The organism is Streptomyces sp. NPDC005303 (assembly GCF_040607335.1).
In the GTDB taxonomy this organism is placed as follows: domain Bacteria; phylum Actinomycetota; class Actinomycetes; order Streptomycetales; family Streptomycetaceae; genus Streptomyces.
On record NZ_JBEXGM010000013.1, the window covers coordinates 144,371 to 156,458 of the forward strand.

11 protein-coding genes are annotated in these 12,088 nt (G+C 72.4%); 3 read left to right on the forward strand and 8 right to left on the reverse strand.

Annotated features, from left to right (window positions below):
• Positions 1-135: 135 nt before the first annotated feature.
• The 5 genes from ABZT93_RS20430 to ABZT93_RS20450 all read right to left on the reverse strand — a co-directional run bounded on the left by ABZT93_RS20430 (position 136) and on the right by ABZT93_RS20450 (position 5,888).
• Positions 136-699 carry a hypothetical protein gene (locus ABZT93_RS20430; RefSeq protein WP_356106254.1) on the reverse strand — a complete coding sequence of 188 codons (564 nt, stop codon included), beginning with the start codon at positions 697-699 and terminating at the stop codon, positions 136-138.
• A gap of 213 nt (positions 700-912) precedes the next feature.
• Positions 913-1,422 (reverse strand): O-acetyl-ADP-ribose deacetylase, encoded by a 510-nt coding sequence (locus ABZT93_RS20435; RefSeq protein WP_356106256.1) that lies wholly within the window; start codon positions 1,420-1,422, stop codon positions 913-915.
• A gap of 53 nt (positions 1,423-1,475) precedes the next feature.
• Positions 1,476-2,888, reverse strand: a complete 1,413-nt coding sequence (locus tag ABZT93_RS20440) for an NAD(P)/FAD-dependent oxidoreductase (protein ID WP_356106258.1) — start codon at positions 2,886-2,888, stop codon at positions 1,476-1,478.
• Positions 2,889-3,085: 197 nt separating this feature from the next.
• Complete coding sequence (locus ABZT93_RS20445) at positions 3,086-3,931, reverse strand: inositol monophosphatase family protein (protein ID WP_356106260.1); 846 nt, start codon at positions 3,929-3,931, stop codon at positions 3,086-3,088.
• 127 nt (positions 3,932-4,058) lie between these two features.
• Positions 4,059-5,888 carry a gamma-glutamyltransferase gene (locus tag ABZT93_RS20450; protein ID WP_356106262.1) on the reverse strand — a complete coding sequence of 610 codons (1,830 nt, stop codon included), beginning with the start codon at positions 5,886-5,888 and terminating at the stop codon, positions 4,059-4,061.
• 294 nt (positions 5,889-6,182) lie between these two features.
• On the opposite strand from ABZT93_RS20450, the gene ABZT93_RS20455 reads away from it, so the two are divergent.
• A complete protein-coding gene (locus ABZT93_RS20455) occupies positions 6,183-7,178 on the forward strand; it encodes a phospholipase D-like domain-containing protein (protein WP_356106264.1) in 996 nt (331 codons plus the stop codon).
• A 30-nt stretch (positions 7,179-7,208) separates the two neighbouring features.
• Here the strand turns inward: ABZT93_RS20455 and ABZT93_RS20460 are convergent, their stop codons facing one another.
• From ABZT93_RS20460 to ABZT93_RS20470, 3 genes are all read right to left on the reverse strand, one after another.
• Positions 7,209-8,027, reverse strand: coding sequence for a class I SAM-dependent methyltransferase (locus tag ABZT93_RS20460; protein ID WP_356106265.1), 819 nt, complete (start codon positions 8,025-8,027; stop codon positions 7,209-7,211).
• A gap of 43 nt (positions 8,028-8,070) precedes the next feature.
• Positions 8,071-8,733 carry a response regulator transcription factor gene (locus tag ABZT93_RS20465; RefSeq protein ID WP_356106267.1) on the reverse strand — a complete coding sequence of 221 codons (663 nt, stop codon included), beginning with the start codon at positions 8,731-8,733 and terminating at the stop codon, positions 8,071-8,073.
• Between the two features lie 230 nt (positions 8,734-8,963).
• On the reverse strand, positions 8,964-10,082 hold the full coding sequence (locus tag ABZT93_RS20470; protein ID WP_356106270.1) for a sensor histidine kinase: 1,119 nt from the start codon (positions 10,080-10,082) through the stop codon (positions 8,964-8,966).
• Between the two features lie 167 nt (positions 10,083-10,249).
• Between ABZT93_RS20470 and ABZT93_RS20475 the strand changes: the two genes are divergently transcribed.
• Both ABZT93_RS20475 and ABZT93_RS20480 read left to right on the forward strand, forming a co-directional pair.
• Positions 10,250-11,254 carry a carboxymuconolactone decarboxylase family protein gene (locus tag ABZT93_RS20475; RefSeq protein ID WP_356106271.1) on the forward strand — a complete coding sequence of 335 codons (1,005 nt, stop codon included), beginning with the start codon at positions 10,250-10,252 and terminating at the stop codon, positions 11,252-11,254.
• A gap of 150 nt (positions 11,255-11,404) precedes the next feature.
• Complete coding sequence (locus tag ABZT93_RS20480) at positions 11,405-12,070, forward strand: hypothetical protein (protein WP_356106273.1); 666 nt, start codon at positions 11,405-11,407, stop codon at positions 12,068-12,070.
• Positions 12,071-12,088 lie beyond the last annotated feature (18 nt).

The window sequence follows — 12,088 nt, forward strand, 5'->3', positions numbered from 1 at the left end:
GCACAGGATGCGACTCAACCTAGATCCCGAAGACGGCCGAGGCAATGACCTTGTCGGACTCTGTGTGGTCCTGGGGACATGACGACATGCGGCACCCCCGCGTGCGCTCACGCGGGGGTGCCGAGGTGCCGTCGGTCAGCTGGTGGTCGGGAGTGTGGGCAGTGCGCCGCCGAGGAGTCCGGTGATGGTCCCGACCACGGTGTCCAGGAGGCCGGTGACCGCGCCCACCACACCGGTCAGATCCAGTGAGGTCAGCGACTTGAGCAGGTCGTCGATCGTGGACTGGAGCGAGTCCAGGAGGTCGGAGACCGGGTCGGCCGCCACGGCCCGGTCCGTGCCGCGGCCGCTCAGCTGCCGCAGCTTCTTCTGGACCTCGGTGTTCGCCGCCGCCACGGCCTTCGCGTGGGCGGACGCCTCGCTCGCGTCGAGCCGGTCGCCGTCCAGGGCGGGGATGCCGGTGACGGCGTCCAGGAGGGGCTGGAGGACGCTGCCGTGCTCGGCCCGGTCCAGTGCGTCGAGGCGGTCCTTCAGGGTGGCCGCGTCGGCGGTGCCGTACTCGGTGGCCGTCCGGACCACACCGCGGTCCGACACGCCGCGGCCTGCGTCGACGGCGGCGGCCGCGGAGCCGACCGGGCCGAGGATCAGCGCGGCACAGACCAGAGACGGCAGGAGGAGGCCGCGGGAGACGAGGGAGCGCATGCGGGGTCCTTTCGAAGGGCTTCGTAGGGCCCACCGTGGGAACCGGACGGGAGTCCCGCAACCGGTCGCGGGGCCGGGTGACCCGGCGATCGCCGCCTCTGTACGGCTCTGAGCAGGCACTTTTCCCCGTCCGCTCCCCCGTTGCCGGCGCCCGGGGGCGTTCGGCCGTCAGGGTGGGGGACGTTCGGCCGTCGAGCCACGGGCCCCGCGAGTTCAGCCGGCCTGCCGCGCGAACGCCCGGTACGCCTGCTCGTCGAACAGCACGAACCGGACCTCCTCGACCGCGGTCTTCGTCTCCCGTACGGTCTCCACCGCGATCCGGGCGGCGTCGTCGACCGGCCAGCCGTAGATACCGGCGGAGATGGCCGGGAAGGCGACGGTCCGGGCGCCCAGTTCGTCGGCGACGCGCAGGGACTCGCGGTAGCAGGAGGCCAGCAACTCCGAACGGTCCTCCTCGTGGCTGTAGCGGGGGCCGATGGTGTGGATCACCCAGCGCGCGTCCAGCGCGCCCGCGGTGGTGGCGACCGCCTTTCCGGTGGGCAGCCCCTTGCCGTAGTGAGAGGCGCGCAGCTTTCGGCAGTCCGCCAGGATCGCGGGGCCGCCACGGCGGTGGATGGCCCCGTCGACTCCGCCTCCGCCGAGGAGGGAGGAGTTCGCGGCGTTGACGATCGCGTCGGCGCTCTCCCGGGTGATGTCGCCCTGGACGAGCCTGATGGTGGTCATGGCCGCCACTCTTCCAGCCTGCCCCGCCGAGGGCAGCCCGGTATCGATCCCCCTCAGGGCTGCTGTCGCAGCCTTCGCCATACGGCCTTCGCGGCATTGTGTCCCGACATGCCGTGCACGCCCGGTCCCGGTGGGGTCGCCGACGAGCAGATGAAGACGGCCGGGTGCGGGGTGCCGTACGGGAACAGGGAGAGCTTGGGGCGCAGCATGATCTGGAGTCCGCTGACCGCGCCGGAGGCGATGTCGCCGCCGACGTAGTTGGCGTTGCGGGCGGCCAGTTCGGGTGGGCCCGCGGTGGCACGGGCGAGGACACGATCCCGGAACCCCGGGGCGAAGCGCTCCAGTTGGCGCTCCATGGCGTCGGTGAGGTTGCCGGTCCAGCCGCTCGGGACATGGCCGTAGGCCCAGAAGACGTGCTTTCCGGCGGGAGCCCGGCCCGGGTCCACGACACTGGGCTGCACGGTGATCATGAACGGCCTGTCGGGGGCACGGCCCTCCCGGGACGCGGCGCGCAGCGCGGTACCGATCTCCGCGCTGTCGGCGCCGATCTGCACGGTGCCCGCGCCGCGCGCCTCCTTCGCGGTCCACGGCACGGGGCCGTCGAGGGCGTAGTCGACCTTGAAGACGCCCGGGCCGTAGCGGTAGCCCTCGTAGTAGTTGCCGAAGCCGGCGATGCGGGCCAGGGCGGTCGGCGAGGTGTCGAAGACGTACGCGCGGGCGGGCGGCAGGTCGTCGAGCCGCTTGACCTCGTAGTCGGTGTGGACGGTGCCGCCCAGATCCTTGAGGTAGGCGGTGAGAGCGTCGGAGATGGACTGGGAGCCGCCGCGTGCCACGGGCCAGCCGCGGGCGTGCGCCGCGAGGGCGAAGACCAGGCCGATGGCTCCGGTGGCCAGGCCGCCGAGCGGGGCCATGACGTGCGCGACGAGTCCGGCGAACAGGGTCTTCGCGCGCTCGTCGCGGAAACGGCGCATCAGCCAGGTCGACGGGGGCAGGCCGACGAGACCGAAGCGGGCCAGGGTGACCGGGTCGCGGGGCAGCGCGGTCGCGGGCAGGGACATGAAGTCTCGGGCCAGGGTGTCCCACCTGGGCAGGAACGGTTCGACGAGCCTTCGGTACGTCCCTGCGTCGCGCGCCCCGAACGAGGCGGCCGTCTCGGCGACCGACCTCGACAGCACGGCGGCGGTGCCGTCGGTGAAGGGGTGCGCCATGGGCAGCTCGGCGTGCAGCCACTCCAGTCCGTAGCGCTCCAGGGGCAGGGCGCGGAACGCCGGGGAGTTGATTCCGAGGGGGTGGGCCGCGGAGCACGGGTCGTGCAGGAAGCCGGGGAGGGTCAGCTCCTCGGTGCGGGCACCCCCGCCCACGGTGCCTCGCGCCTCGAAGACGGCCACGGAGAAGCCGCGCCGGGCCAGCTCCACGGCAGCCGTCAGTCCGTTCGGCCCCGCACCCACCACGACCGCATCGAGCATCGACGGCACCTTCGGACCCCTTCGTCAGCCGATGGCCAGAGGATCAGGATATGCCGGGGGACCGACAGTCCCGGGGCTCGGGGGTAAGTCGGGGGAGCCGGAGCTCGAGGGGCGAGGGCCGGAGACCTGCCATGTCCGACCTCCGGCCCCGGTTTCCCCCGGCCCCCCGGCCCCCCGGCCACGCTCCGGCCGTCGCGTCAGCCCTCGCCCGCCAGCAGCCCTCTCACCCTCCGGGCCGTCGCCGCGTCGCGGGCCGCGGTGAAGGGGAGGGAGTTGCCGCCCCTGATGCTGAACGGTTCGCCGGTGAGGGTCAGATGGGTGCCGCCCGCCTCCTCGACCAGCAGCAGGCCTGCCGCGTGATCCCAGGCCGCCTCCCAGTTGAACGCCACGGCGTCCGCCTCGCCCCGGGCGACGGCGAGATACTCCAGGCCCGCCGAACCGCACGGGCGCGGTGCGACGCCGTCCGTCCACAGCCCCAGCAGGCTGCGCTTCTGCTCCTCCGTCGTGTAGTCCGGGTGGGAGGTGGCCACTTGGAGATCGCGTCCCGGGTCGGGGGCGCCCGAGTGCAGCCGCTCGCCGTCGAGGAACGCGCCCCGGCCGCGTATCGCCGTGGCCAGCTGGTCCCGGGCCGGGGCGTACGTCCAGGAGGCGAGCAGGACGCCGCTCCTCGCGAGCGCGACCAGCATGCAGAAGCCGGCATCGCCGTGCACGAACTGCCGGGTGCCGTCGACGGGGTCGACTATCCAGACCGGGGTGTCACCCTGCAGCGCCTCGTACGACGCCGGGTCGGCGTGGACCGCCTCCTCACCGACCACGACGGAGCCGGGCAGCAGGGCGCCGAGCACCTCGGTGAGGTACTGCTCGGCCAGCCGGTCGGCGTCCGTGACCAGGTCGTGCGGCCCGGCCTTCTGGTCGACCTCGTGCGCGGCGAGCCGCCGGAAGCGCGGCATGACCTCGGCCGCGGCGGCCTTGCGCACCGCCTCTTCCACGTCGTCCGTGTGCCGGTCGAGAAACTCGTCGATGGTTTCCGTGTCTTCGATCATGACTCCATGAGAGCACGCGGGTCTGACAATCCCCTCCCGTCCGGTGGAGAGCGGGTGGAATCGCCGTGAACACGGGGATCCGGAGACAACCAGTGCCTATTTAAGGTCAATCGCGCAATACGGGCCGTCATCGCCCCACCGCATACCCCTGCATCCCTCGAGGATTGGCCCCCGCCGACAGCACCCCCGACTCCGGATCCCGCGCCACCGCGCACAACCGTCCCTCCGACCACGCCTCCCCCACCGTCACGTCATGTCCTCGCCGCCGAAGCTCCTCGACCACATCGGGATCCGTCCGGGACTCCACCGTGACGCTCCCCGGACGCATCCCGCGCGGATAGAAGGAGCCCGGGAAGCTGTCGTTGTGCCAGTTCGGGGCGTCGATCGCGCCCTGGAGGTCGAGGCCGCCGCGGACCGGTGAGCGCAGAGCGACGGCCAGGAAGAAGTGCAGCTGCCACTGGTCCTGCTGGTCCCCGCCGGGCGTACCGAAGGCCAGGACGGGCACCCCGGCGCGCAGGGCGATGGTGGGCGTGAGAGTGGTGCGGGGGCGGCGGCCGGGCGTGAGGGAGTTCGGCAGGCCCTCCTCCAGCCAGGTCATCTGGAGCCGGGTGCCGAGCGGGAAACCCAGTTCGGGCACGACCGGGTTGGACTGGAGCCATCCGCCGCTGGGCGTGGCGGCGACCATGTTGCCCCAGCGGTCGACGACGTCGAGGTGGCAGGTGTCGCCCCGGGTGGTGCCGTCGGGACCGGTCTGGGGTTCGCCCGGCACAGGTGACACGGGGCTCTTCGCGACCGTCGGCTCCCCGACCCCCATCGGGTTGAACCCGGGCTCGTCGGTGACGACCACGCGCGCGTGCGCACTGAGCCGCGGGTCGCGCCCGCCGGGACTGCCCGGTCGCAGCTCGTACGAGGCCTTGTCGCCGACGAGTTCACGCCGCTCCGCGTTGTACCGGTCCGACAGCAGCTCACCGAGCGGCACCTCGGCCGCGTCCCCGTACCAGGCCTCCCGGTCGGCCATCGCCAGCTTGCAGCCCTCGACCAGCAGATGGACGTACTCGGCGGACCCGTACCGCGGCAGCTCGGGCGGCAGCAGCGCGAGTTGCTGGAGCAGGACCGGGCCCTGGCTCCAGGGGCCGGCCTTGCACAGGGTCCAGCCGTTCCAGTCGTACGTCGCCGGAGTCTCGTAGGTCGCGGACCACCCGGCGAGATCGGCGGCCGTGAGCGTGCCGGTGTGCCGCGTACCGCTCGTGTCCATGGTGGGTCGCCGCGCCTGCCGTACGAGTGCCTCGGCGATGAATCCGGTACGCCACACCTCGCGCGCCGCGTCGATCTGCGCGATCCGGTCTCCCGCTCCGGACACCTCGGCGATGAGCCGCTTCCAGGTGGCGGCGAGGGCGGGGTTGCGGAACAGCGCGCCCGGACGGGGGGCCTGTCCTCCCGGCAGATAGACCTCCGCCGACGAGGTCCACTCCGTCTCGAACAGCTCCCGTACGCTCTCGACGGTCGCGCCGAGGTTCTCCACGGGGGCGTGCCCGTCCTCGGCGTATCCGACGGCGTACTTGAGGACGTCGGCGAGGGACTTGGTGCCGTGGTCGCGGAGCAGCAGCATCCAGGCGTCGAAGGCGCCGGGAACCGCGGCGGCGAGGGGGCCGGTGCCGGGGACGAGCTCCAGGCCCAGCCCCTTGTAGTGGGCCACGGTCGCCCCGGCCGGTGCGACGCCCTGTCCGCACAGCACCCGTACCTCTCCTCCGGCGGGCGCGAGCAGGATCGGCACCTCGCCCGCGGGTCCGTTGAGGTGCGGCTCGACGACATGCAGCACGAACGCGCCGGCCACCGCCGCGTCGTACGCGTTGCCGCCGTCCTCCAGGACCGCCATCGCCGACTGCGAGGCCAGCCAGTGAGTGGAGGACACCATGCCGAAGGTGCCCTGGAGGGTCGGCCGGGTGGTGAACGACATCTGTCACCTCACTGGTCGGGCGCGCCTCGGCCGGTCCGAAGCGGTCGCCTCTGCGGATCCCTGTGCATCTCTGTGGATCCTTTCATTCCACACCGGGCGGCCTACGAAGTCTTTGCGATCGCACGAGAACCCCATGAACCACCCCCCACCTGCACAGAGTCCCTTTTGCCCGGTTGCCCGGACCCTCGGTAACCCCGAGTTCACCGGACTTCTCTTCCTCCGCGTTCTACGCGCGTGGTGCCATGCGCATGCCCGCGCCCCCCACGTGGGCCCCAACTTAACCAGGAGTCAGGCATGTTGTCGAAGGTCCTCGCCCGCACGGGTGTCACGCTCGCCGCCGGCGCCGCCGTGCTCGCCGCCTCCGTCCCCGCCAACGCCGCGACCTACACCGCCTTCGCCTTCTCGCGGAGCGGCACCACCCAGCCCACCGTCTACGACTTCATCGACTCGGCCACCACCTCCCTCGACATGACGATGTACGAGCTGGAGGACACGACCGCCGTCAACGACCTCATAGCGATGAAGAACAAGGGCGTCACCGTCCGGGTCGTCCTGGACCGCGCGCACCAGAGCGCCAACAGCTCGGCCTACACGGCACTGACGAACGCGGGCGTGGGCGTGGTGTGGTCACCGGCGAGCTTCGTGTACACGCACCAGAAGACGATCACGGTGGACGGCACCAAGTCCCTTGTCCTGACCGGCAATCTGACCTCGCAGTACTACGCGACGGGCCGGGACTACGGGGTGTTCACCGACGACAGCCGCGATGTCGCCGCGATCGAGAAGGTGTTCGCCGCGGACTACGCCGGCACCTCGGTCACCCCCACCGACGGCGACCACCTGCTCTGGTCGCCCACGGACTCCCGCAACCGGCTGCTCTCCGTGGTGAACGCGGCCACGAAGACGCTGGACGTCGAGGAACTGGAGTTCAGCGACAGCGCGGTGGTCGACGCCATCGCCGCCCGCGCGAAGGCGGGGGTGAAGGTGCGGGTGGTGCTGGAGACCCCGGGCGACTACGCGAGCGAGGTCTCCGAGGTCGAGGCGGCCGGCGGCACGGTCGTCGGGTACTCCGATCCCAACGGCTTCTACATACATGCCAAGGCCATGGTCGCCGACTACGGCCTCGCCACCCAGGAGGTCGAGGCGGGTTCCATGAACCTCAGCAGCAACTCGCTGACCAACAACCGCGAGTTGGGCATCATCCTCACTGGCACCGGGGTCGCCCAGTCCGTGGCCACCACCGTCGAGACCACCTTCAACAGCGACTACTCGGGCGGTACGGCCGCGTAGGCCCTGCCGGGCGGACGGCCGGCGCTCGCGTCACTCCGGCCGTCCGCCCACCGTGAGCAGATGCCCGCTCGCCCCCAGCAGAGTCGGCTCGGACTCGGTGTGCCGGCACGCCGCGAGGACCGCCTCACGCCGCTCGGGGTCGTCCAGCCAGTCCTCGACCCCGCCCATCAGCCAGGCGAGGCCCTCCACGCCGTACTGGCCCCCGACGGACAGCCCCGCCTCGGCGAACTCCGCGGTCACCTCGGCCGGTTGGGCGAAGTGCGCGACGGTGAAAAAGCCGCCCTCCTGGTAGGGATGCCTGCCGTCCGCGAGGACGGCGTCGGTGTGCGCCCGGACCGACGGGGTGAAGTAGCGCTCCTCGCGCAGCAGGTCGTGCAGTTGGGCGTACCGGTTGATGGTGGCGGCGACCACCAGACCGCCGGGCCGGACCACCCGCCCCGCCTCGGCCAGCGCCTTGACGCGGTCGGCCCGTTCGGTCAGGTGGTAGAGCGGACCGAGCAGGAGCACCACGTCGTACGAGGCGTCGGTGTCGGCCAGTTCACGGGCGTCCCCGTGGCGGGCGGTCACCCCGGCCAGCCGTGCGGCCTGCTCCACGTGGAGCGGTACCGGATCGACGAGCACGACCTGGTGTCCGTCCCGGGCGAGCCACTCCGCGTGCACCCCGCTGCCGCCTCCGACGTCCAGCACCCGCGCGGGCGCGGCGGGCAGCGACCGACGCAGCACGTCCTGGGTGCGCCAGAACTCCAGCCGCCCGGCAGGGGCACCACCGTCTCTGAGACGGGCGTCCTCCTTGCCCTGGGCGTAGTAGGCGAGGATCTCTGCATGCACCCGCGGTGCCGTCCCGGTCATCGCCTCAGGGTGCTGATCCCTGCCCCGGCAGGGCAACGGGTTTTCAGGTCCCGCGTGCCGTCACCAGCCCCGACTCGTAGGCGAAGACGACCAGTTGGGCCCGGTCCCGGGCTCCCAGCTTCGTCATCGCGCGGCTGATGTGCGTCTTGGCGGTGAGGGGGCTGATCACCATGTGCTCGGCGATCTCCTCGTTGCTCAGGCCGCGGGCGGCCAGGGCGGTGACCTCGCGTTCGCGGCGGGTGAGGCACTCCAGGCCGGGGGCGGTGGAGCGGTCCGGGGGGCGTGCGACGAACTCGCCGATCAGGGTGCGGGTGACCGCGGGGGACAGCAGCGCCTCGCCCCGGGCCACCACCTCGATGGCCTGGAGGAGGTCGGCGGGCTCGGTGTCCTTCAGCAGGAAGCCGCTCGCGCCGGCCCGCAGCGCCTCGAAGACGTACTCGTCGACGCCGTAGTTGGTGAGGATCACCACGCGGACCCCCGCCAGCTCCGGGTCCGCGGCGATCCGCCGGGTCGCCTCGATGCCCGTCATCACCGGCATCTGCACGTCGATCAGCGCGATGTCGGGCACCTGCGCCCGCACCAGCTCCACACCCCGCTCCCCGTCCGCCGCCTCCCCGACCACCTCGATACCGTCCTCGGCATCGAGCAGGGCCCGGAACCCGGCCCGCATCAACGCCTGGTCATCGACGAGCGCCACCCGGATCACCCCGACACCTCCCCACGCCGGACGAAGCCGCCCTTCGCCCCGATCACGCCGACCCCGCGGAACCGACACAGGGCCCAGCGGGAAGCTCTCCCGCGGCCGGGTGCCCGATTACGCACACACCGAGGACGCCCCCACCGTCGCGACCGCCCCTCCCCCGCCCCCCCCCGGGAGCCGCCCCTCCCCGCCCTCGACTTCCATCCCCGCCCAACGCGAAGCCATCCCGCCCCCGATCACGCCGACTCCCCTGCCCCCAACGGCAGTTCCGCCCGTACCGAGAAGCCGCCCTCCTCCCGCGGCCCGGTCTGCAGTGTTCCGCCCAGTGCCGCGACGCGTTCGCGCATGCCGGTGAGGCCGTGGCCGGGCTGCGGCGGGCAGTCGGGACGGGCAGCCCCGTCGTCATCGACGCGTATCGACAAGTCGTCCTTGTTGTAGACCAGTTCGACCTGAACCTTCGCCGGTCCCGCGTGCCGGGCCGCGTTCGTCAGGGACTCCTGGACGATCCGGTACACGGCCCGGTCGAGGGGGGCCGGCAGGGCGCACTCCTCGCCCGTCACGTTCAGTTCGACGGCGAGACCCGCCGCCCGAGCCCGCTCCACCAGCAGCGCCGGGCTGCCGGTCGGCTCGTCGGTGCGCAGGATCTCCAGCGTGGCGCGCAGCTCACGCATGGCCTCGCCGCCCGCCTCCTGGATGGCGAGGAGGGCGGGCGGTACCTCCTCACCCCGCTTGCGTGCCAGGTGCACGGCCACGCCCGCCTGGAGCTTGACGATGGAGATGCTGTGGGTGAGCGAGTCGTGCAACTCCCGGGCGATCCGCAGCCGTTCCTCCCCGGCGCGGCGCAGGGCGGCCTCCTCCCGGGTGCGTTCGGCCTCCAGCGCGCGCTGTTCGGTCTGGCGCAGATACGCCTGCCAGTTGCGGCCCGCGAGGCCCGTCACCACCGCGCACACGAACCAGCCCGCGAGCAGCCCCGTCTTCTCGACCGCCGCCTGGACCGTCGGGCCCGTGGTCGCGTACGCCGCGAGGAAGACCGCACCCGCCCCCGCTGCCCAGCCCCGCTGTCCCGACTGGGACGTTAGGTGCACGGCGGCGAAGACGGACAGGGCGCCGAGGGGGCCCGGATGCGCGTGCAGGACGTAGGCGGCCCCGCTCGCCGTGGCCACGGCCAGCACCACCAGCGGGATCGCCCGGTGGAACGCGAGAGCCGCCGAACTCACCACGAGGAGCCCGTAGTCGAGGGCGGTCGTGTCCGGGTCGAGAGCCGCCACGGTCACGACGAGGGCACCGACCACGACCGCCAGGGCCAGATCGGCGAGCCGCTGGGAGATGGCCGAGTCGACCGGGTGCCCGCTCATGCCCACACGCTAGACCGCCGTACCGACACCGGCGTCAGCCCTGTGGACAACTCCTGCGCTACTCCCCCGGTAGTAGTACCCGGCCCGGCCCGCGCTCCCGGACGCAGCGCCAACTCCCTTCGGCCGTAGGACGACCGCGCCCGGGGTCCGGGCGCACGCTGCCGTGCATGTCCACACCCTTCCGCTACACCCGGCCCCTGCCGCCCAGGTCCGCCACCGGCCGCGTCGCCGAGGTATACGAGCAGATGTCCCGTGACTTCGGCATCGACGAACCCGTCACCTTCGTGGTGCTCTCCTCCGCGCCGGAGCTCCTCGCCCCGGCGTGGGCGCTGATGCGCGAGTCCCTGATCGCCGGCCCCGGCACCCGCACCGGCAAGGAGCTGGCGGCGCTCGGGGTGTCCCTGGCCAACCGGTGCCCGTTCTGCGTGGACGCGCACACCATGCTGCTGCACGCCACCGGCGACCACGCCCTCGCCGAACGCGTCGCCCGAGGAGAGCGACCGGTGAACGAGGAGCACACGCGCGTGCTGGAGTGGGGCAGGCACACGCGCGTGCCGGGCGGTCTCGGCGGGGCGCCGTACCCCTTCCCGCGCGAGCACGCTCCGGGTTACCTCGGTACCGCGTTCGCCTTCCACTTCATCAACCGGATCGTGTCCGCCCTGCTCACCGAGAACCTGCTGCCGGGCAACGCCCAGCGCTTTCGGGCCGTGCGCAGTCTCGCGGGCCGCACGCTCGCCCGGACCGTACGCCGACCTGCCCGGCCCGGCGCGTCCCTCCCGCTGCTCGACCTGCCCGACCCCGGAGAAGCCCCCGCGTGGGCGGACGGTACGCCCGTCGGGCTCGCGTACGCGGCGCTGCTCCGAGCCGCCATGGCGGGTGCCGGTCTCCTCGGCACCGACGACCAGGACCTCGTGGAGGAGGTACTGCTGGACTGGGACGGGTCGCACCCGCCGCTCGACCTGAGCGGTTTTCCGGGCCGGCGGGAGCGTCCCGGGGCGCGGCTGGTGCTGCTGGCCGCGCTCGCGCCGTACCGGATCACCGACGAGGACGTGGCGGCCTGGCGGCGGCCGGAGCACACCGACCGCTGTCTGGTGCACCTCGTGGCCTACGGGGCGTTCCTGGCCGTGGACCGCATCGAATCGGCCCTGCACCGGCCCATCGCCCGGACATAAACGGACACATGACGCATCGACGGCGGGGCACAGTGACGGCACAGGTACGGAGCGAGTTCACACTTCCGCCTCACAGGCAGACATGTGAAACTGGCGTCCGTCCGCAGTGCGGACCCCTCCGCACCGTCCGTCCCCCACGAAAAGTGCGCCGTGCGAACTCTTTCCCTGCCGCTCGCGCTCACCGCGCGCATCTCGCCCGTCGTCGTGCTCGCCGCGGCGGGCTGGTCGCTGACGTCGGGCCCGGCCACGACGCCGGCCACCCAGAAGGAGTCGGCGCCGCAGTCCGCCGCCGAGTCCCCGTCGGGCTCGTCCACGGCGGCCGCCACGAAGCAGTACGCCGCCGCGCCCGCCCCCTGCGGCAGTATCGGCGCGGCGACGATCAAGTCGCTGGTGCCGGGCGCCAAGACCGCGGGCAAGGAGATCCCCTCGACGGACACGGCACTGCGCCGCACCTGCTCCTGGAACGCGCTCAAGGGGTACGACTACCGCTGGCTCGACGTGTCCTTCGAGATCACGGAGTCCGACGAGGCGGCCGCCAAGTCGTACAAGGACAACGTCGCGGAGAAGAGCGGCGGCGGGAGCGTGCCCGGGGTCGGCGACGCCGGGTACTCGGTGGTGAACCTCACGACCGAGAACAAGCAGCAGACCCGTGAGGGCGTGGTCATGATCCAGGCGTCCAACGCACTGGTGACCGTGACGTACAACGGCAGCGACTTCGAGTCGAAGAAGGCGCCCAGCACGGACGAGATCAACAAGGGTGCCATCAAGGCCGCCAAGGAGGCGGTGGCGGCACTGGAGGGCGGCCGGAAGGCCTGAGCCGGCCGGCGACGGACG

Coding starts and splice junctions, on each gene's coding strand:
- ABZT93_RS20430 (WP_356106254.1), bottom strand. CDS start 699: ATGCGCTCCCTCGTCTCCCGCGGCCTCCTCCTGCCGTCTCTGGTCTGT.
- ABZT93_RS20435 (WP_356106256.1), bottom strand. CDS start 1,422: ATGACCACCATCAGGCTCGTCCAGGGCGACATCACCCGGGAGAGCGCC.
- ABZT93_RS20440 (WP_356106258.1), bottom strand. CDS start 2,888: ATGCTCGATGCGGTCGTGGTGGGTGCGGGGCCGAACGGACTGACGGCT.
- ABZT93_RS20445 (WP_356106260.1), bottom strand. CDS start 3,931: ATGATCGAAGACACGGAAACCATCGACGAGTTTCTCGACCGGCACACG.
- ABZT93_RS20450 (WP_356106262.1), bottom strand. CDS start 5,888: ATGTCGTTCACCACCCGGCCGACCCTCCAGGGCACCTTCGGCATGGTG.
- ABZT93_RS20455 (WP_356106264.1), top strand. CDS start 6,183: ATGTTGTCGAAGGTCCTCGCCCGCACGGGTGTCACGCTCGCCGCCGGC.
- ABZT93_RS20460 (WP_356106265.1), bottom strand. CDS start 8,027: ATGACCGGGACGGCACCGCGGGTGCATGCAGAGATCCTCGCCTACTAC.
- ABZT93_RS20470 (WP_356106270.1), bottom strand. CDS start 10,082: ATGAGCGGGCACCCGGTCGACTCGGCCATCTCCCAGCGGCTCGCCGAT.
- ABZT93_RS20475 (WP_356106271.1), top strand. CDS start 10,250: ATGTCCACACCCTTCCGCTACACCCGGCCCCTGCCGCCCAGGTCCGCC.